General features: G+C 75.3%; 17 protein-coding genes. 4 read left to right on the plus strand and 13 right to left on the minus strand.

Annotated elements, in window-relative coordinates; genetic code table 11:
* Positions 1–68: 68 nt before the first annotated feature.
* Both ACWGJO_RS24085 and ACWGJO_RS24090 read right to left on the minus strand, forming a co-directional pair.
* Complete coding sequence (locus ACWGJO_RS24085; RefSeq protein ID WP_452186723.1) at positions 69–938, minus strand: NAD-dependent protein deacetylase; 870 nt, start codon at positions 936–938, stop codon at positions 69–71.
* A gap of 277 nt (positions 939–1215) precedes the next feature.
* Positions 1216–2019, minus strand: coding sequence for a class I SAM-dependent methyltransferase (locus ACWGJO_RS24090; RefSeq protein WP_359898524.1), 804 nt, complete (start codon positions 2017–2019; stop codon positions 1216–1218).
* A 271-nt stretch (positions 2020–2290) separates the two neighbouring features.
* Here ACWGJO_RS24090 and ACWGJO_RS24095 point away from each other — a divergent pair, with 271 nt between their 5' ends.
* On the plus strand, positions 2291–2986 hold the full coding sequence (locus ACWGJO_RS24095) for a Tat pathway signal sequence domain protein (RefSeq protein WP_452186725.1): 696 nt from the start codon (positions 2291–2293) through the stop codon (positions 2984–2986).
* An 86-nt stretch (positions 2987–3072) separates the two neighbouring features.
* Here ACWGJO_RS24095 and ACWGJO_RS24100 read toward each other — a convergent pair whose 3' ends face one another.
* The 7 genes from ACWGJO_RS24100 to ACWGJO_RS24130 are packed head-to-tail and all read right to left on the minus strand — an operon-like array spanning position 3073 to position 12713.
* Entirely contained in the window at positions 3073–3837 is a 765-nt protein-coding gene (locus tag ACWGJO_RS24100; RefSeq protein WP_452186727.1) for a methyltransferase domain-containing protein, read from the minus strand.
* A gap of 3 nt (positions 3838–3840) precedes the next feature.
* Positions 3841–4626 (minus strand): SDR family oxidoreductase, encoded by a 786-nt coding sequence (locus ACWGJO_RS24105; RefSeq protein ID WP_452186729.1) that lies wholly within the window; start codon positions 4624–4626, stop codon positions 3841–3843.
* Positions 4623–5486: a TauD/TfdA family dioxygenase gene (locus tag ACWGJO_RS24110; protein WP_452186730.1), complete on the minus strand. Its 864-nt coding sequence runs from the start codon at positions 5484–5486 to the stop codon at positions 4623–4625. Before ACWGJO_RS24110 ends, ACWGJO_RS24105 begins: the two co-directional genes overlap by 4 nt.
* A gap of 12 nt (positions 5487–5498) precedes the next feature.
* Entirely contained in the window at positions 5499–6773 is a 1275-nt protein-coding gene (locus ACWGJO_RS24115) for an aspartate aminotransferase family protein (protein WP_452186784.1), read from the minus strand.
* A gap of 11 nt (positions 6774–6784) precedes the next feature.
* Complete coding sequence (locus ACWGJO_RS24120; RefSeq protein ID WP_452186732.1) at positions 6785–11308, minus strand: AMP-binding protein; 4524 nt, start codon at positions 11306–11308, stop codon at positions 6785–6787.
* On the minus strand, positions 11305–11874 hold the full coding sequence (locus ACWGJO_RS24125) for a DUF6309 family protein (RefSeq protein WP_452186734.1): 570 nt from the start codon (positions 11872–11874) through the stop codon (positions 11305–11307). Before ACWGJO_RS24125 ends, ACWGJO_RS24120 begins: the two co-directional genes overlap by 4 nt.
* Before the next feature lie 11 nt (positions 11875–11885).
* Positions 11886–12713 carry a phytanoyl-CoA dioxygenase family protein gene (locus ACWGJO_RS24130; protein ID WP_452186736.1) on the minus strand — a complete coding sequence of 276 codons (828 nt, stop codon included), beginning with the start codon at positions 12711–12713 and terminating at the stop codon, positions 11886–11888.
* A gap of 375 nt (positions 12714–13088) precedes the next feature.
* Between ACWGJO_RS24130 and ACWGJO_RS24135 the strand changes: the two genes are divergently transcribed.
* From ACWGJO_RS24135 to ACWGJO_RS24145, 3 genes are all read left to right on the plus strand, one after another.
* Positions 13089–13751, plus strand: coding sequence for a TetR family transcriptional regulator (locus ACWGJO_RS24135; RefSeq protein WP_387728081.1), 663 nt, complete (start codon positions 13089–13091; stop codon positions 13749–13751).
* A gap of 127 nt (positions 13752–13878) precedes the next feature.
* The gene (locus ACWGJO_RS24140; protein ID WP_359898515.1) at positions 13879–14073 is read left to right on the plus strand and encodes a DUF1918 domain-containing protein; all 195 of its coding nucleotides are present in this window, start codon (positions 13879–13881) and stop codon (positions 14071–14073) included.
* 44 nt (positions 14074–14117) lie between these two features.
* The gene (locus ACWGJO_RS24145) at positions 14118–14789 is read left to right on the plus strand and encodes a DedA family protein (RefSeq protein ID WP_452186738.1); all 672 of its coding nucleotides are present in this window, start codon (positions 14118–14120) and stop codon (positions 14787–14789) included.
* A 7-nt stretch (positions 14790–14796) separates the two neighbouring features.
* On the opposite strand, the gene ACWGJO_RS24150 is transcribed toward ACWGJO_RS24145, so the two are convergent.
* The 4 genes from ACWGJO_RS24150 to ACWGJO_RS24165 all read right to left on the minus strand — a co-directional run bounded on the left by ACWGJO_RS24150 (position 14797) and on the right by ACWGJO_RS24165 (position 18674).
* The gene (locus ACWGJO_RS24150) at positions 14797–15537 is read right to left on the minus strand and encodes a PIG-L deacetylase family protein (protein ID WP_380540520.1); all 741 of its coding nucleotides are present in this window, start codon (positions 15535–15537) and stop codon (positions 14797–14799) included.
* 145 nt (positions 15538–15682) lie between these two features.
* Entirely contained in the window at positions 15683–16885 is a 1203-nt protein-coding gene (locus ACWGJO_RS24155; protein ID WP_452186741.1) for an MFS transporter, read from the minus strand.
* A 5-nt stretch (positions 16886–16890) separates the two neighbouring features.
* Positions 16891–17463, minus strand: a complete 573-nt coding sequence (locus tag ACWGJO_RS24160; protein ID WP_452186743.1) for a GNAT family N-acetyltransferase — start codon at positions 17461–17463, stop codon at positions 16891–16893.
* Complete coding sequence (locus ACWGJO_RS24165) at positions 17460–18674, minus strand: type III PLP-dependent enzyme (RefSeq protein ID WP_452186786.1); 1215 nt, start codon at positions 18672–18674, stop codon at positions 17460–17462. The genes ACWGJO_RS24160 and ACWGJO_RS24165 overlap by 4 nt, the downstream gene beginning before the upstream one ends.
* Between the last annotated feature and the right edge of the window lie 63 nt (positions 18675–18737).

An 18737-nucleotide genomic window follows, 5' to 3' on the forward strand; every position in this document is an offset into this window, starting at 1 on the left:
GGCCCACCAGGGCCGCGAACAGGCCGCTCAGGGCACCGATCGGGCCGCCCGCTGCCCGAACAGGCCCGTCAGGCCGCGTCGAGCAGCCGGGCGACCTCCGTCATGGCCGGCCCCAGCGGCAGGTCGAGCCGGAGCGCGGCGAGTTCGTCGCCGCGCGTCGGCCCCTGGTTGACGATCGCGACCGGCAGCCGCGACCGGGCGGCGCGGCGCACGAAGCGCAGCCCGGACAGGACCGCCAGCGAGGAGCCGAGGACCACCAGCGAACTGGCCGCGTCGACCAGTTCGAAGCAGTGCTCGACCCGGGGCAGCGGGACGTTCTCGCCGAAGAAGACCACGTCGGGTTTGAGCACTCCGCCGCAGTCCGTGCAGGCGGCGACCCGGAAGCCGTCCACCACGGGCTGCGGCAGCTGCGCGTCGCCGTCGGGCCGCAGCTCCGCCCCGGTCGGCCGGAAGCCGTGGTTGAGCTCCTCCAGCCGCCGATCCAGCTCGGCCCGGGTGCTGGTGCGGCGACAGTCGAGGCAGACCACCCGGCGGAGTCCGCCGTGCAGCTCGACGGCCTCCCGGGTGCCGGCCGCGTGGTGGAGACCGTCCACGTTCTGGGTGATGACCGCCGCGACGTGCCCGGCCCGGCGCAGCCGTTCCACCGCGTGGTGTCCGGCGTTGGGCCGGGCCCCGGCGATCGCGGGCCAGCCGGTGTGGCTGCGGGCCCAGTAGCGGCGCCGGGCGTCGGCGCTGCCGGTGAATTCCTGGTACGTCATCGGGGTGCCGCCGCGGCGGCGTCCGGTGGCGCCGCGGTAGTCGGGGATCCCGGACTCGGTGGACAGGCCCGCCCCGCTGAGCACCACCGTGCCACGCCGGTCCAGCAGCCCCACCAGGGCTTCCAGCCCCTCCCCCGGTGGCACGGCGGCCCGTCCGTCCGGGTGTTCGAACGCGTCCATACCGTCGAGGTTAGACCGAGAACGGCCCCCGCTTCCCCGCCCGGCCGGAGGGATCCTCGGCGGCGCCGGTGGCGAAGGCCGTGATCCGCTCCAGGGGCGGGTTCCAGCCCCGGGTGGTCTCCACGGCCAGGCAGGGGGCGTCCAGCGCGATCGGTGTCCAGGACTCGATCGGCCGCTCGCCGCGCGCGATGCGGCGGCGCCAGCGTCGTCTTGCCCGCCCCGGGCGGGCCGCTCACGACGAGCAGCCGCGGGCGGCGGTCCGCGGCCGGGCGGCGGTTCACGGCCGGCGCGCCCAGGCGGAGATCATCGGGGCGGTGGCCAGGTCGAGCCGGCCGCCGGCGACGTTGGCCAGGTGGCGGTCGATCTCCTCGTCCGTCGCGAGCCCTTCCCGCACCAGCAGCCCGCGGATCTGCCGGACCGTCGCGTCCTCCAGGACCGCGCAGGCCGGCGAGGTGATCGGGAAGTAGGCGTCGGCCCGGACGTCGACGAGGCCGGCCTCGCGCAGCGCCCGGGGCAGCGTCCGCCCGTACGCGAGGTCGGCGCCGCGCCCGGCCATCAGGGTGCGGAAGCCCGACCGCAGCCGGTTGGCGAGGCGCTCGTCGGGCCCGGACTCGTCCGGGCAGAGCAGCGGCTGGAGGGCCGGGTCGGCGTCCTCCAGGAGCAGTCGGCCGCCGGGGCGCAGCGCCTGGACCATCCGGCGCAGGGCCTCGGCGCGGTCGGCGACGTGCACCAGGACCAGCCGGGCGTGCACCAGATCGAAGCCGCCGGGCGGCGGCGGGTCGGCGGCCACGTCGTGGCGCAGCACCTCGATCACCCCGCCGGCGGCGGGGGCGGTCCAGGAGACGTCGATGTCGGTGGCGACCACCGTGCCGGTCGGGCCCACGCGTTCGGCGAGACCGAGCGGCACCGAGGGGCCGCCCGCGCCGACCTCCCAGCAGCGCATGCCGGGGCCGATTCCGAGGGCGTCGACGTGCCGGAAGGTCACCGGGTCGAACAGCTCGGCGAGGGCGCGGAAGCGGATTCCCGCCTCCGACTGGCGGTTGTCCAGGAGGTAGCCGTGGTCGCTGTCGTGCTCAGCCATGCCGGAATTCTCGCAGGCGGCGGGGCCGCCGGGTGCTCCGGCCCCTCGGGGTCGCGGGGTCGGGCCGGTGAGCCGGCGGTCAACCAGACCGCAGAGACGGCGAGTTGGGGTTTATTGACGAAAAGTCAGCAAGTTCGTCCCATCGCCTTGACGGCGCACGGTCACGGCTGGACCGTAGGGAACCCGGAAACGCCGCGCGCTCCCCGGTCCCCACCGCTCGGGAGCCGCGAGAGGACGTCTTCTCGCCCCTCACCGAGGAAGAGGTTTTCCCATGCGCTTCAGCCGTCACCTCGCCGTCACCGCCGCCGCCGTCACCGCCGTCTGCGCGGCCGGCGCACTGGCCGCCGCCCCCGCCTCCGCGTCGCCGCAGCCCCTCGCCGCCGGTCCGGTGCTCACCACCGGGAGCGCGGGCGGTACCGCCGTCGCCGTGGGCGACGCGCTCTCCGCGCCGCTCGCCACCGGCAGCAAGGCCACCTTCTACTCGACCGCGACCAGCACCACCGGCGTCACCTGCGCCACGTCGCAGCTCTCGGCCTCGGTGCTGGGCAACCCGGCGGCGCCGGGCAGCGCGACCGCCTCGCTGACCGGGCTGACCTTCGGCTCGTGCACGGCCAACGTCACCGGGGTCACCTCGGTGCGCAGCCTGACCGTCGGCAACCTGCCGTACGGCGTCACCGTCTCCGACGCGCCCGGCCTGCCGGTCGCCCTCACCGGCGGGTCCGCCGGGACGATCCAGGCCACCGCCGTCCTGGACACCTGGTTCGGCACCATCACCTGTTCCTACCAGCTGAGCGGCGCCTTCACCGGCAACGCCGACAACGCCGCGCACAGCCTGGCGTTCCGCACCGAGCACTTCGCCAAGAGCGGCGGCTCGACGCTCTGCCCGGCCGACGGCTACTTCTCCGCGACGTACGGCCCGGTCGCCGACACCAGCCAGGCGGGCGGCCCGGCGGTCTTCGTCAACTGACCGCCCCGCGGGACCACCGGGGTGGGCGCGGCAACGCCGCCGCGCCCACCCCGGTTCCCGTCGTCCGGCCCGCGACCGCCGGCCGCTCAGGCCCCCGGCTCCCGGTGCCGCCACCGCACCGGGTCCACGGCCTCCGCCGCGCCCGGTGCGCCCGCCGCACCCGGTGCGGTCCGGGCCGACGGCCGGTGGGCGGCGGTGGAGAGCACCAGCAATTCGTTCCCCCCGGGCCGGTACTCGTAGGACACCTGCTCCACCCGGCTCGGGACGCCGAGTTCGGCCAGTTCCCCGCGCAGCCGGTCCAGCCCCTGGTAGCGGACTCCCGTGTCGTACACCACGAGCGGGAAGATCCTGACCTCCCGGCGCGCCACCCGGGCGAGTTCCAGCAGGGCCGCCCGGTGGAAGTCCTCGTCCAGCCGGTTGCCGTAGGAGAACAGCAGGTGCGAGCTGAGCACGAGGTCGAAGGAGTCGTCGGCGAAGGGGAGTTCGGGCAGCGATCCGGCCACGTAGCGCTCGGGTCGGGCGGCGATGTCGGCGCGGAAGGTGCGGGCGTTGGCGGTCCACTGGCGGATCATGTCGTCCGCGTCGGCGTACCAGGACCGGTCCCAGCCCTCGGTCTCCTTCACCAGCAGCTCGCGTTTGAACGCGGTCTCCCGCTCCACCAGCAGGCCCAGTTCCTCGCGGTGCTCGGCGTACTGGAGGTCGACGGCGACGGCGTCGACACCGCGCCGTCCGGCCTCGGCGACGAAGCTCGCCGCGCCGGCCGGGCAGTCCAGGATGCGCTGTTCCAGGTCCCGCTCCCCCAGCGCGAACATCGCCCGGTACTCCGCGAAGGAGCGTGCACTGACCAGCACGGCTCAACCCCGTCCGACGAACGGCATGGTGGTCGGCAGCACCACCAGGGACTGGATGGTGGTGTCCGGCGGCTGCGAGGCCATCAGCACCAGCGCCTCGGTGAAGCGGTCCACCGGGATGGTCGCCTCGACGGCCATGGTCCGGTCGGCCTGCATCGCGGCGGGCTGCGGGCCGCCGTCCACCGGGGTGACGTTGCCGACGTCGATCTGCCCGCAGGAGATGCCGTACGGCCGGCCGTCCAGGGCCAGCACCTTGGTGAGGCCGAGGACGGCGTGCTTGGCGGCGGTGTACGCGATCGAGTTGGGGCGCGGCACGTAGGCCGAGGGCGCGCCGTTGTTGATGATCCGTCCGCCCTGCGGGGACTGGGTGCTCATCACCCGGAAGGCCTCGCGGGCGCAGAGGAATCCGCCGGTGACGATGGTGTCCAGCACCCGGTTCCAGTCCTCGAACGGGGTCTCGGCGATCGGCCGGCGCGGGGCGGCGGCGCCCGCGTTGTTGAACAGCAGGTCCAGTCGGCCGTACCGGTCGAGGACGGTGTCGAAGAGCCGGGCGACCTCCTCCGGGCTGCGGATGTCGGTCGGGACGGGCAGCACCCGGTCGGCGGCCGGGCCGGCCAGGGCCGCGGTCCCCTCCAGCGCGTCCTTGCGGCGCCCGGCGACGACCACGGTCCAGCCGGCCGCCAGCAGGGCCAGCGCCGAGGCCCGGCCCAGCCCGCTGCCCCCGCCGGTGACGATCGCCACCCGTCCGTGCGGCCCGGTCACCGCACCGGGATCTCCTCCGCTGGTCACGGCGCCCACTCCTCCCCCTCGTTCACCCAGACCCGCAGCATCCGCCGGGAGTACGGCCCCGGCTCGTCGACGAACGGCGAACGCCCGTGCAGCACACGGCTGTTGCGGATGATCAGCAGGTCCCCGGCGGCCATCGGCAGCCCGAAGGCGATCTCCGGCCGGTAGAGCACCTCGTCCAGCACGCCGAGCGCCTCCCACTGACGGTCCGTCAGGTCCGGCCCGCCGCGGTCGGGCGAGGAACGGACCGTGCGGGTCTGGTAGTAGCAGCCGACCGTCCCGTCCTTGCGGTCGTACAGGATGGGGGTGACCACCACCTGCGGGCCGGCCCGGCCGCTGCGCTCGAAGGTCCACTCCTCGCGGAGCGTGGCCAGCGCGTCGGGCCGCTCCCGCTGGATCAGGTCGTGCACGTGCCGGGCGCTCGCCAGCTTGGTCAGCCCGCCGCCGTCGAAGGCGGGCCGCAGGCACAGCAGGACCAGCAGGTCGCAGGTGTCGCAGTGGAAGCCCAGTTCGGTGTTGCCGTCACCGTCCTGGTCGTGCAGCACCGAGGTGAGGTCGCCGCGCCCGTTCTGCGGGACGATCCGGCCGAAGTCCCGCAGCAGGAAGGAGAGCACCTCGGTGATCTCCTGCTCCGGGTGGGCCGGGTCCACCAGGCCGCTCACATGGGTGATGCCGACCGAGTCGGCGGCGTTCCGGACGAACTCCCGCAGCCGGGCCCGCACCTTCCCGGCCGCGTCCCACCGCCCGGCCCGCGCGTCGGCCCAGAGCAGCCGTCGCTCCCGCTCCCCCAGCGGGAGCGACCAGAGCTCCCGCCGGGCGTCCAACTCCAGGCTGCTCCAGCCGATTTCGGTCACCGCATCCATGTCCTCTCCTCCCTATCGGTCGCCGGCCGCAACGGCCTTCGCCCACAGCTCCAGGCCCTCGTCGATCTGTTCGGCCGTGACGACCAGCGCGGGGATCATCCGGACCACGTTGAGGTGGATCCCGCACAGCAACAGCAGCAGCCCGTGCTCGGCCGCGGCCTGCTGGGCGCGCCGGGCCGCCTCCGGGTCCGGCGTGCCGTCGGGACGGCAGAACTCGCTGGCGGCCATCAGCCCGAGCCCGCGGACGTCGGCGATCCCGGGCGTCCCGGCGGCCACCGCCCGCAGCCCGGCCAGCAGCCGGACGCCCTGCTCGGCCGCGTTCTCGACCAGCCGCTCCTCGCGCAGCACGTCCAGGGTCGCCAGCGCGGCGGCGCAGGCCACCGGGTTGCCGCCGTAGGTGCCGCCCTGCGAGCCCGGCCAGGCGCGCCCCATCAGCTCGGTGGGCGCGGCGATCGCGGACAGCGGGAAGCCGCTGGCCAGCCCCTTGGCGGTGATCAGGACGTCGGGACGGACGCCGGCCCCGCCCGGGTGGGCGCTCTCGTGCTCGTGGGCCCAGAACCGGCCGGTACGGCCGAAGCCGGTCTGCACCTCGTCCACCACCAGCAGGAAGCCGTGCCGGTCGGCCCGCTCGCGCAGCCCGGCCAGGAAGCCGGGCGGGGCCGGGACGTAGCCGCCCTCTCCGAGCACCGGTTCGACGAACACGGCGGCCGTCTCGGCGGGCGCGGAGACGGTGGCGAGCACCTCGTCCAGTCCGCGCAGGGCGTGCGCGACGGCCTCGTCCTCGGACAGGCCCAGCCGGAACGCGGCCGGGAAGGGCGCCACCGCGACCCCGGGCATCAGCGGGCCGATACCGGCCCGGAACCGGGTGCCGGCCGTGGTCAGCGAAGCCGCGCCCATGGTCCGGCCGTGGAAGGAGCCCTCGAAGACGATCACGTTCTGCCGTCCGGTGGCGTGCCGGGCGAGCCGCAGCGCGGCCTCCACCGCCTCGGTGCCGGCGGTGGCGTAGAACAACGAGTCCAGGCCGGGCGGCAGCACCTCGCCGAGCCGCTCGGTGAGCGTGAGGAGCTGGTCGTGCAGCACGGTGGTGTACTGCCCGTGGATCAGCCGGCCGGCCTGCTCCCGGACGGCCTCGACCACCTTCGGGTGACAGTGGCCGGTGCTGGTCACCCCCACTCCGGAGGTGAAGTCGAGGTAGCCGCGGCCGGCGGCGTCGTAGAGGTGGAGTCCTTCACCGCGTACGGCGACGACCGGGGTGGCCTGCTTGAGCGCCGGGGAGAGCTGGGACACGGGGCCTGCCTTCACGGGTTGGTCCTGCCTTCACGGATGTCGTCACGACGTCGGTCGCGACGTTCGTCACGGATGTCGTCACGGATGTCGTCACGGGTGGGTGGGATCGGGCCGGCGCCCGGCAGGTAGCCGGCCTCGGCGGCCCAGGTGAGCGCGGCCGACCACCACTGCGGGGTCGGCGCGGCGAAGCGCACGCCCAGCCGGTCGAGCACCGCGGTGGTGTACGCGCTGTCCACCAGCACCCGGCGTTCCTCCTGCGCCGCCCACGCGGCGGCCACCCGGGCGGCCGTCGGGTGGCGGCGCTCGGCCCGGGCCAGGGCGGCCGCGAAGCCCTCCTCGTCGGTGAGCCGCACGGAGTGGCCGTGCCCGGCCAGCCACCGCACCAGCTCGTCGTGCGGGACGGCGTGCGGCGTCTCCACGTGGTACGCGCCGGGCGCGGTGTACGGGTCGAGGGCGATCGCGGCGATCCCGGCGGCCACCGTGTCCACGTACGAGAACGCGAAGGCGGTGTCCGGCCGGCTCGGCGCGGCGCCGGCCAGCAGGTAGCCGCGGATCAGCTGGTAGATCCGGTTGTCGCCGGCGTTGGCCTGGAACGCGCCGGTCCGGCTGTGCGCCGCGATGTGGCCGCTGCGGTGGAGGTGGGCGGTGTGCCCGCGGGCGGCCCAGGCGCGGACGGCCTGCTCGGCCCGGTACTTGGTCCGCTCGTACGGAGTGCGGAAGTACTGGCCGATCTCCAGGTCCGCCTCGCTGAAGCGGCGCGGCGGGCCGTCGACGCCGCCGGAGACGGCGAGCGTGGAGACGTGGTGGAGCCGGGTGTCCGGCGCGTTCTCCGCGACCCAGTCGAGCAGCCGCCGCACCGCCGTGTGGTTGGTGCGCTCCAGCTCGTCGGGCGAAGCCACCAGCCGGACGTCCGCCGCCGCGTGCACCACCAGGTGGGCGCCCCGGGCGAGTTCCAGCCCGGCCGGGGAGAGGCCGAGGCCGTCCCGGTCGATGTCCCCGGCGAGCGCGCGGACGGGACCGGCCGCCCCGGCACCGAGCCGCTTCAGCGCCTCGGCGTCGTCCGCGGCCCGCACCAGGCAGGTGACCTCGGCGCCACGGCGGAGGAAGGCCTCCAGCAGGTGCCGCCCGAGGTAGCCGGTGGCGCCGGTGAGCAGTACCCGGGCGGGTTCGCGCACCCTCGCCCGGGCCGCCGGGGCGACGCCGGGGTGCAGCAGCTGGCCGGAGGTGGACAGCGGCGCCCGGACGACCGGTGCGGCCTCCGGGGCCCCCGCCTCGGCCGCCACCGCCCGGGCGAACCGCCCGGTGATCCGCTCGGCGGCGGAGTGCGGCAGGCCGGGCCGCCCGTACACCAGGTCGGCGACCAGCCGCTGCTCCACCACCCGTGCGGTGAGGCGCAGTTCGTACAGCGGGTCGCCCCCGGTACAGCGGGCCGTCCCGGCCTGTTCGGCGGCGACCGTCCAGTCCAGCGCGGGTTCCTCGGGCAGCCGGAAGGTGCCGAGGAAGTTGAAGCCGACGTCGGGCCGCCCGCCGGGCGCGTCCATCGGCCGGACGGGTGCCTCGCGCAGCCGCCGCGCCACGGTGTCCGGGGTGGCCCCGGCGTCCAGCGCGACGTGCTTGACGGCGGTGAACCAGCCGACGGTGTCCAGGAATTCGCCCTCGTCGCCGACCGCGTCCCGGCCGTGGGTCTCGACCTCCACCGCGAGCCGGGGGCGGCCGCTGTCGCCGGTGACGGCCCCGGCGAAGGCGGCCAGCAGCACGGCCTCCAGCCCGGACCCGGCGCCGTGCCGGGCGATCAGCCGGGCGGTGGCCTCCGGGTCGAGCGCCCAGCTGAGCGCGCCGGGCGCCTGGGCCTCTCCGACGGCGCCCTCCCCGAGCGCGGATTCCCCGACCTCGGGCTCCCCGGCCTCGGGCTCCCCGGCCTCGGGCTCCCCGGCCTCCCCGGTGACCGGCTCGGCAGCGGGAGACGCGGCCGCCGCCCAGGCGTAGAAGTCCGCCGTCGGCGGCAGATCGGCCGGCTTCCGGTCGAGCACCGCCCGGTACGCGTGCGCCAGGTCGTCCAGCAGGATCCGCCAGGACAGCCCGTCGACCACCAGGTGGTGCGCGATCAGCGCGAGCCGGTCGTCGGTGCCGGGCGGACCGGTGAACAGGTGGGCGCGCAGCAGCCGGCCGGCCGCCGGGTCGAGGCTGCGGTGGAGTTCGGTGCAGACCCCTGCGACGGTGTCGGCGATCTCCCCGGCCGCGCGCGGGAGCCGGGAACAGGAGACCGGGTCGAGGCCGGCCACCTCCCGGAGCTCGCCGCAGCCGTCGGGGGTGACCGGGCGGCGCAGCGCCGGGTGCCGCTCCAGGACGGCCGCGACGGCCACCGAGAGCGCCTCCGGGTCGACGGAGGTGCGGCAGCGCAGCAGCACGGACTGGTTCCAGTGCCGCGGCTCCCGCAGCGACCACTGCCGGTACAACCAGCGCTGCGCCGGGGCGAGCCGGTAGCCGCCGGCGTCACCTTGCGGGGCGGGGACGGACGGCGCGGCCGGGACGGCGGCCGCCGCCAGGCCCTCGGCCGTCGGGTGCCGGTAGAAGTCCTCGTAGGCGACCCGCAGGCCGGAGCGCCGCAGGAAGGCGATGGTGCGCATGGCGAGGATGGAGTCCCCGCCGAGGGCGAGCACGTCGGCGCGCGGCCCGACCGCGGGCAGGCCGAGGGCGCCCGCCCAGAACCGGGCGATCTCCCCGGCCGGGCCGCTCCCGGCGGTGCCGCTGGACTCCGCCCGGGCCTCGACCAGTTCGGCCGCCAGCTCGGCCAGCCGCTGCCGGTCGAGCTTGCCGTTCGGCCCGACCGGGAACTGCGGCAGCACCAGGATCGGCTGCGGCACGGAGTAGCCGGGCAGCCGGTCCCGCAGGTGCGCGCGCAGGTCCTCCAGCGTCTCCTCCCCCGCCGACCCCGCCGACCCCGCCGAATCCGTCGACTCCGCCGCCCCTGTTGCCCCCGTTGCTCCCCTCGGCCCCTCCGGGCCGCCGGCGCCTCCCAACAGCCGGACGACGCCGATCAGTTGGTTGCCGAGTGCGGTCTCCCGCAGCAGCGCCGCCGAGCGGGCGACGCCGGGGTGACCGTCCATCGCCCGCTCGACCTCGGCGAGGTCCACCCGGTAGCCGCGGACCTTCACCTGGCGGTCCACCCGGCCCAGGAAGACCAGGCCGCCGTCCGCCCGCCGGCGGCACAGGTCCCCGGTGCGGTAGACGAGTTGGCCGTCGTGCCGGACGAAGCCGCGTGCGGTCTCGGCCGGCCGGCCGTAGTAGCCGGCGGTCACGCCCCGGCCCCCGATGAGCAGTTCGCCGACCGTGCCGTCCGGTACCGCCCGGCCGGTGCCGTCCACCACGGTCAGCAGCACCTCGCCGATCCCGGTGCCGATCGGTACGGTCGGCTCCTCGGCGGGCAGTTGGCCGGCGGAGGTGACGAGCAGGCAGGTGGCGCCGACGGTGGTCTCGGTCGGGCCGTAGTGGTTGGCCAGCCGCGCGGTGGTGCCCCGGTCGAGCAGGGCGGCGGCCAGCGGACGGGGCAGCGGCTCGCCGCCGAGCAGCACGGTGTGCAGCGGCGGGGAGTCGGCCGGACGGCCCTCCAGCAGGGCGGTCAGGTGCGAGGGGGTGGTCTTCAGCACGTCCACCCGGGCCCGGCGCAGCGAGGCCCAGAAGGCCTCCGGGTCGCGCACCTCGCGGTCCGGCACGAGGTGCACCGAGCCGCCGGTGGCCAGGGCGAGCAGCCAGGCGGTGTGGCCGAGGTCGGCGGCCAGGGTGGTGACGTGCGCGGCGCACGGGGCGTCGGCCTCGGTGAGGCAGAGCCGCCCGGCCAGCGCCCGGGCGTAGTGCACGGCGTTGGCGTGGGTGACGGCCACCGCCTTGGGCTCGCCGCTCGACCCGGAGGTGAAGGAGAGGTAGGCGAGGTCCTCGCCCCGTACCTCGACGGTCGCCGACCGCGGCCCAGGCAGCGCCTCGACGACCGGCGCGACCCCGACGACCGGCGCGACCCCGACGCCGGTGCCCGGCGCCTGCCCGGTCCCGGTGCCGGGCGCCCCGGCGTCCTCGACGCTCAGCGCCTCCGCGCCCTCGGCGCCCGGCGTCCGCCCGGCCCCGACATCCACCACCTCCCCGCCGAGCCCGCCCTCGGTGGCCAGTACCCGGGCCACCCGCACGGACGCCAGCCGCCGGGCCAGGTCGGCCGCCGACCAGTCCGGATCGGCCAGCACGGCCGCCGCACCCGAGCGCAGCACCCCGTACAGCAGCACCAGCATCCGGGCATCCCGGGGCCCGACCAGGGCGACCCGGTCGCCCCGGCCGGTGCCGGCGGCGGCCAGCCGGGCGGCGATCCGGCCGGCCGCGGCGTCGACCGTGCGGTAGTCGAAGCTGCGGACCCCGTCGCCCAGGGCGGGCCGGTCGGGGTGGGCCCGGGCGAGGTGCGCGAGAAGTTCGGGCAGCGAGCGGGCCCCGAGGACGGGGTCGGCCGCGTGGCCGCGGGACGCGGAGCGGAGGTGCTGCGTCGCGGGGGTCACGCCGACTCGCCCCCCGTCCGGCCCGCCCGGGCCGGCCCGGCGACCACCCCCGGGTCGCCCACCAGGTACCCGTCGAGCAGCGCCCGCTCGGGCAACCGTCCGGCCAACTCCCAAGCCAGCATGCGGTGCAGGCCGTCGAGGTGGATCAGCCCGGACCGGACCGCGAGGTCCCCGTAGTCGGAGTGGTCGACCGGCGCGGTGCTGAGGAAGACGGGCGTGAACGGTGCCCACCGCAGCAGCCGCAGCTTGGCCGCGCAGACCGGGTTGGCGGCCGCCCAGGCGGCTCCGCCGGCACGGATCCGCTCGGCCGCCTCGGCCACCGTCAGCCCGGAGCGCGGCACCGTTTCGAGCTCCCCGCCCTCGCTGAGGTGCCAGGGCAGCACGACGCCCAGGACGTCCGCCCGGGAGAGCCGGATCCGCCACCAGCCGCCGGGGATGCGGTCGGCACGTTCGAGGTTCTCCTCGCCGTACATGTTGCTGTTCGCCTCGTGGGCCCGCTCCACCGGGTGGTCCCGCAGGTAGGCGTCGTGGACCTCGGGGAAGGCGACGGCGGTGACGATCTCCACGGCAGTGCTCCTCAGACGGTTCCGGTGTACTCGGTGCGGGCGTGTTCGCCGGCGGTGTACTCGGTGAAGTGCCGCTCGGCGAACAGCTCGGGCCACTGGCCGTCGGCCAGGTCCAGTTCGCGGGCCCGGGCGAGCATCTGCCGCCAATAGGGCTTCACCGGGCGCCAGCGCGCCCCCACCTGGCAGTACGAGGCGTCGACGAAGTACCGGGGGTGGCCCGGCCCTTCGGGCGCCGGTCTGCGGGTGTGGAACAGTGCCGAGTTGAGCAGCACCGTCGAGCCGGGCGGCAGCCGGTCGAGGACCACCTCGCCGGGCAGTTCCGCGGTGCCGTGGTGGGCGAAGGCGGACTTGCCGACGGCGCGCAGGTGCGAGCCGGGCAGCACGGCCAGGCTGCCGACCCGCTCGTCCAGTCCGCCGAGGTAGTGCAGCGCGTGGACCATCAGCAGCGACGGGTCGGAGCGGTCGTTGGGCTCGTAGTCGTGGTGCCAGGCCTTGCCCGGGATCCCCGGGTCCTGGCGGTCGCTGTGCAGGTGGTGGAAGACGAAGTCCGGCCCGAGCAGGCGGGTCAGGGTGCGCAGCAGCGGTGGGTGGGTGAGGAGTTCGCCGTGGGCGGGCAGTTCCAGTTCCAGCAGCGGAGGCGGTCCGTGGCGTAAGGGGTCGGCGCACGCGGCGATCGACCGGGCCCGCAGGCCCTCGTCCACCCACCGGTCGACCTCGGGGGCGAGCCGTTCGCGCAGCGCTTCCGGCAGCAGGCCGGGCAGGACCAGGTATCCGGACTCCAGGAACTGGCGGCGGTGCTCGGTGTCGAGGGCCTCACGCCCTCCGGAGTGCAGCGTCACCGAACCGATCCCCTCCTTCCGTCGGGCGGGCACACACAGGGTCGTGACGCCACAGGACGTGGCGCGGGCAGTGGAGGCACACGGTGTCGTCCAGACCTCGGGTGGCGGCGGTGCGTCCGTCACAGGCGTCTCGGCCGCCACAGCTGAATCGCGATCACCACGAAGAGGCATGCGTTGATCACGCAAAGTAGTCCGCCCCAGGAGTATGAACCTGTCATCGCGTCCACGACAAGGCCTATACCAGCTCGTGGACACCTTCCCGCCACCGTGCCGTTCAGCTCCGGCCACCAGTCGGCTCCCGCCCCACGGGGAACTCCGGGCCGTTCGCGCCCCGGTGATTCGCCGCCGTCACGGCGGATGCGGCACAGTGAGGTCATGAGCGACAGGAGTCACCCCGCCCCCGGACCGGTCAGGCGCCGCCCGGTCCAGCAGCGCAGCCTGGAGCGGTACGGCCGCATCCTGGACGCCTGCGCCGGGCTGCTGGACGAGGTCGGGGCGACCGCGCTCACCACCAAGGAGGTCGCCCAGCGCGCCCAGGTGCCGATCGGCACCCTCTACCAGTTCTTCGCCGGCAAGGAGGACCTGCTGGCCGCACTCGCCACCCGCAACCTCGACCACTACCTCCAGCGCCTGGACGCCCGGCTGGCCGCCGCCGCGCCGGTCGGCCCCGCCCTCTTCACCGACCTGGCCGTGGAGGAGTTCGTGGCGATGAAGCGCGCGGTGCCGGGCTTCGGCCAGCTGGACTTCGGCCTGGCGGGCCCGGCCGTCCCCAGCGGCGTCCAGGACGACCTGCACCTGCTGGACGCGGGCGTGGACAACAACACCGCCGTCGCGCTGCGGCTCCAGGCGCTCGGCGGCGAACTGTTCCGGGCGGGCGACCCGTCGGCCACCACGCTGACCCTGCGGGTGGCCCTGGAGGCCGCCGACGCGGTGCTCAAGCTGGCCTTCCGGGAGGCGCCCGACGGCGATCCGGCGCTGATCGCCGAGTGCAAGCGGTTGGTCCGCGGCTACCTCGCGCAACAGTCCTCCGCCCGCTGACGCCGGACCCCGCGCCCCTCGCGCACCCCGTCCGCCCGAGGCGTTGCGCGCCCGCCGCACCCGCAGCACAGTGGATAGCGGGAACGGCCGTGGAGGCGGCCGGGCACACGACCCGAGGGAGCAGACCATGCAGGCAGCGGTAGGTGACCAGCTCCACATCCACAGCAGGTCGGTGGGCATGGTGGACCAGAAGGGCGAGATCGTCGAGGTGCGCGGCACCGACGGACAGCCGCCGTACATGGTCCGGTTCGAGGACGGCCACGAGGGTCTGATCTACCCGGGCCCCGACTGCAACATCGAGCGTCGCGAGGCGAACCTCTGACCGACACCCCCGTCACCCCGCCCCGCGCGAGGTGGTGAGGAGCGGTGTCCGCTCCCACGACCCCGCTGCCCGGGGCACTCGCCGGGCTCGCGCCACTGCTGGACCACTACGGGTACCTCGCGGTGGCGCTGCTCGTGCTGCTCGACAACTGCGGCATCCCGGTGCCCGGACAGACCGTGCTGGTGCTGGCCTCGGTGTACGCCGGCGCCGGGCACCTCGACTTCGCCGCCGTCCTGCTGGTCGCGGCCGGCGCCGCCGCGCTCGGCAACAGCCTCGGCTACCTGATCGGCCGCACCGGCGGGCGCGCCTTCGTCCACCGCTGGGGCCGCTACGTGCTGCTCACCCCGGCCCGGATGGACCGCGCCGAGGACTTCTTCGCCCGGCACGGCGGCAAGGTGGTCACGGTCGCCCGCTTCGTGGACGGGCTGCGCCAGTACAACGGGATCATCGCCGGGACCACGGAGATGCCCTGGCGCCGGTTCCTGCCGTTCAACCTGCTGGGCGCGGTGCTGTGGACGGCGGTCTGGGGCACCTTCGGCTACCTCGCCGGGGCCAACATCGGCGCGGTGTACCGCACGGCGCTGCGCTACCAGGTCTGGTTCGCGGTCGGGCTGGGCGTACTGGTCGCCGCCGTCCTGCTCCGGCAGGTACTGCGCCAGCGCGGCACGGGCACGGGCACGGGCAAGGGCACCGACACCGGCACCGGGCCCGAGTAGCCGCCGGTCAGCGCAGCGGGAACACCTCGAACGGCACCGCGAAGCGCGTCCCCAGCCGGCTGCCCGCGCCCCGGCCGAAGCCCTCCAGGAACTCCCGCGGCTCCGCCATCGCCCCGCCCAGCCCGGCCAGGTACGCCTTGTGCTCCTCCAGCGAGGCGACGCCCCGGTCGAAGTGCGCGGTGGTGTCCACCGCGTGCCCGGCGTCCGGCGAGGCCACCGCCCAGATCTGCCGCACGCCGTTCCACGGCTCGTGGCCCTCGGCCAGCAGCTCGCGGAACACCCAGCGGTTCCCGGCGTCCCGGACCCCGTCCAGGGTGGCCCGGCCGACCGCGATGTGGTCGGCCTGGTTGAGGAACTGCCCGCCGTAGGTGTCCCGGAAGTTGCTGGTGATCACGATGTCCGGCCGGTGCCTGCGCACCACCCGGGCGATGTCCCGGCGCAGCGGCAGCCCGTACTCCACGACCCCGTCCGGGTGTCCGAGGAACTCGACGGTGTCGACGCCGACCACGCGCGCCGAGGCGATCTGCTCGGCCTCGCGCAGCGGGCCGCACTCGGCCGGGTCCAGCGAGTCGATGCCCGCCTCGCCGCTGGTGACCATCGCGTAGACGACCTTCTTGCCCTGCGAGGTCCAGCGGGCGACGGCCGCGGCCCCGCCGTACTCCATGTCGTCGGGGTGGGCGACGATCGCCAGCGCGGTCTGCCAGTCCTCGTCGACGGGCTCGAAGGGCTCGGGGGCCTGCTCGGTCATGCTGCTCGTTCCTCTCGGTGCGGCTCACGGTCGTACGGACGCACCAAAGTCGCACGGCCGTACCACCCGTGACTCTAGAAGACCCGCTTCCCCCACGCCCCGTCAGACACCGTCGCCCCCGGTCGGCTTGCCCCTGACGCGGGCGTCAGGGGTTGGCGTCCGGGCGTCCCGCGGCGGGGGCGGCGGAGGTGTCCTGGCCGGGCCAGCGGATCCGGGTGGCGCAGAGGGAGACGACGGCCGCCGAGGCGGCGACGGCGGCCATGCCCCAGAGCAGGCTGGTGGCGCCGGCGATGAAACCGATCACGGCGGGGCCGGCCAGCAGGCCGGTGGTGCCCATGGCGGCGACCAGCGAGAGGGCGTCGGCGCCCTGCCGGGCGGCGGCGACGTAGACGCACGGGGTCACCGCGGCCACGCCGAGGCCGACGCAGGCGAAACCGAGCAGGGTCGGGACCACGCCGCCGACCGCCAGGGCCAGGGCGAGTCCGAGGCCGGCCAGCAGGCTGCCGGTGCGCACGATCCGGCCGTCGCCGAAGCGGGTGCGCCAGCCGTCCGCGAAGATCCGGGCGCAGACCATCATCACCGAGACCACCGCGATGCCCATCGGGGCGAGCCCGGCGCCGGCGTGCACGTAGTCCTTGAGGTAGAGCGCCGACCAGTCGTTCATGGCGCCCTCGGTGACGGTGCCGAACACCATCGCCAGGCCCATCCAGAGGGTCGCGACGGTCGGCAGCACGAAGCCGCGGCGCCGCTTCCTCTCCTCCGGTTCGGCGGCTTTGGCCGGCCGGTCCGCCAGCAGCCCCGGCCGGGCCGTCACGACCAGCACCGCGAGCAGCGCGGCGGCCACCCCGAAGTGCACCGCCAGGGTGCCGGTGACGGAGGTGACGCCCGAGGCCAGCAGGGCGGCGAGCAGTGAACCGGCGCTGAAGGTGGCGTGCAGCCGGGACATCGTGGCCCGCTCGAAGCGGGCCTCCAGCGCGGCGCCCTGGGCGTTCATCGCGACGTTCAGGCAGCCGACCGCGACGCCGTCGAGGAACAGCACCAGCAGCATCACGGGGTAGTTCGGCACCACCGACAGGGCGAGCAGGATCACGCCGAGGGCGAGCGCGGACAGCACCGAGAGCAGGCGGGAGCCGAGCCGCCGGGTCAGCACCGCGACCAGGGGGAAGGACACCGCCGCGCCGATTCCGCAGGTCATCAGCAGCAGGCCGATCTGGGCCTCGCCCAGATCGAGCCGGGCCTTGAGCGCGGGCACCCGGGAGACCCAGGTCGCGTACTGGAATCCGAGGACGAAGAACAGGGCGCCGATGGCCACTTGGGACCGGCGGAAGTCGTCGCGAACGGGGGACATCGGTATCAGCCCACTTCGGCTCTGGAGTACGGCCCGCGGATCGCGGTGGAGTGCGGCAGCGGCCGGACCGGGACGGCGTCCAGCGGCATCGCCATGTAGACCGCCCGGGTGCCGTAGCTCTCGGGCAGGTCGATCTCGGGCCGGGCGCGGTAGCCCAGCGGGGTCCACAGCACGTGCGAACCGCGGACGGCGACCAGCGAGGCGCTCCGGTAGCCGGCCGTCCGGGCGGTGTGCTCCAGGTGCCGCAGCAACCGCAGGGACAGGCCCCGGCCGCGCAGGTCCTCGGAGATCACCAGGTCGTGGGCGTGCATGTTGGTCGGCCGCTCGCCCGCCTCGGCCCCGTCCTCGCCGCGGCCGAGGTCCGGGCAGCGGAACAGCGGGTACGGCAGGGCGAGCAGGTAGCCGCCGAGGCCGCCCGGGTGCTCCAGCACGAAGCAGGTGTCCGGCGAGGCCCGGTGCCGGGAGCGCAGCGCCTCGCGGCCCTCGGACAGGCCGCTGGCGGCGTAGGCGCGCTCCTCCAGCGCGACCACGGCGTCCCAGTCCTCCTCCCGGAGCAGCCGGATGCGGTACTCGCTCATCGCTCTCCTCCGTCGCGGCGCCCGCCGATGCAGCTGTACGGCAGCGGCGCGAAGCCGTTGAACCCCTGGGTGGCGTAGGCGGTGGCGTACGCGCCGCAGGAGTGGATCCAGACCGGTTCGCCGGAGCCGATCGCGCGCGGGACGCGCACCAGGCCGCCCTCCTGCGCGTACGCGTCGTCGCTGTCGCAGGTCGGGCCGGCCACCACGGCGTTGACGAACTGACCGCCCGGGTGGGTGGGGAACTCCAGCCGGTACTGGAGCTGGTCCATCTCGTACAGGCCGTTGAACTTGCCGCAGCTGAGGTAGAGCCAGTCCTCCCGGGTGCCGTCGGGGCGGTGGCGGGAGGTGAGCCGGGAGACGTGGGCGCGGATCGCGCCGTGGTCGGCGACCAGGTGCCGCCCGGGCTCCAGCAGGAACTCCAGCGGTGCGGCGTTGACGGCGCTCAGCCGCTCCATGCCCTCGCGGATCACCGCGAACATCTTGTCCAGCGGCGGGTCGAGCGGGCGTCCGCCGCGGTCGAGGACGCCGAGGGCGGGCAGGCCGCCGCCGAGGTTGATCCGGGTCGGGGTGATGCCGCGCCAGTTGAGCGCCTCCAGTACGGCGGCCAGCGACTCCACGGCGGCGCTCCAGGCCTCGGCGGTCATCTGCTGGGAGCCGACGTGCACCGACAGTCCGGACGGCACGAGCCCGGCGGTGCGGGCGGCGTCGAGCACCCGCACGGCGTCCTCGGGCGTGCAGCCGAACTTGTGGCTCAGGCCCCACAGCGCGCCCTCGCCGGTGGTCGCGATACGGCAGAACACCCGTGCGCCGGGGGCGTGTTCGGCGATCGCCGCGACGTCCTCCAGGCTGTCTGTGGCGAGGTCCCGCACGCCCAGCCGGTGGGCCTCGGCGATGTTGCGGTCGGACTTGACGGTGTTGCCGTAGTGGATCAGTTCGGGCGGCACACCGGTGCGCAGCGCCTGGGCGATCTCCTGCGGGCTCGCCGCGTCGAAGCCCGAGCCGAGGGCGGCGAGGTGGTCCAGCACCTCGTCCACCGGGCAGGCCTTCATCGCGAAGCGGACGGCCACGCCCGGCAGTTCGGCGCAGAGCGTGGCGTACTGACGGCCGATGCCGTCCAGGTCGTAGATGATCCGGTCGTCGGTGGCGGCGGCGAGTGCGGCGCGCAGCGCGGTGAGGTCGTGCTCGTCGGCGCGGCGCGTCTCGGTGTGCACCGCGGAGACGGCCGGGGCACGGTGGGCGGGCGGGCGGGCGGCGCTGTGGCCGCCGGCGCGGCC

This window comes from Kitasatospora sp. NPDC054795 (genome assembly GCF_053611565.1).

Excerpts from the sequence above, each read along its gene's own strand:
- ACWGJO_RS24110 (WP_452186730.1), bottom strand. The coding sequence starts at position 5,486 with ATGGATGCGGTGACCGAAATCGGCTGGAGCAGCCTGGAGTTGGACGCC.
- ACWGJO_RS24095 (WP_452186725.1), top strand. The coding sequence starts at position 2,291 with ATGCGCTTCAGCCGTCACCTCGCCGTCACCGCCGCCGCCGTCACCGCC.
- ACWGJO_RS24085 (WP_452186723.1), bottom strand. The coding sequence starts at position 938 with ATGGACGCGTTCGAACACCCGGACGGACGGGCCGCCGTGCCACCGGGG.
- ACWGJO_RS24140 (WP_359898515.1), top strand. The coding sequence starts at position 13,879 with ATGCAGGCAGCGGTAGGTGACCAGCTCCACATCCACAGCAGGTCGGTG.
- ACWGJO_RS24160 (WP_452186743.1), bottom strand. The coding sequence starts at position 17,463 with ATGAGCGAGTACCGCATCCGGCTGCTCCGGGAGGAGGACTGGGACGCC.
- ACWGJO_RS24150 (WP_380540520.1), bottom strand. The coding sequence starts at position 15,537 with ATGACCGAGCAGGCCCCCGAGCCCTTCGAGCCCGTCGACGAGGACTGG.
- ACWGJO_RS24155 (WP_452186741.1), bottom strand. The coding sequence starts at position 16,885 with ATGTCCCCCGTTCGCGACGACTTCCGCCGGTCCCAAGTGGCCATCGGC.
- ACWGJO_RS24135 (WP_387728081.1), top strand. The coding sequence starts at position 13,089 with ATGAGCGACAGGAGTCACCCCGCCCCCGGACCGGTCAGGCGCCGCCCG.
- ACWGJO_RS24090 (WP_359898524.1), bottom strand. The coding sequence starts at position 2,019 with ATGGCTGAGCACGACAGCGACCACGGCTACCTCCTGGACAACCGCCAG.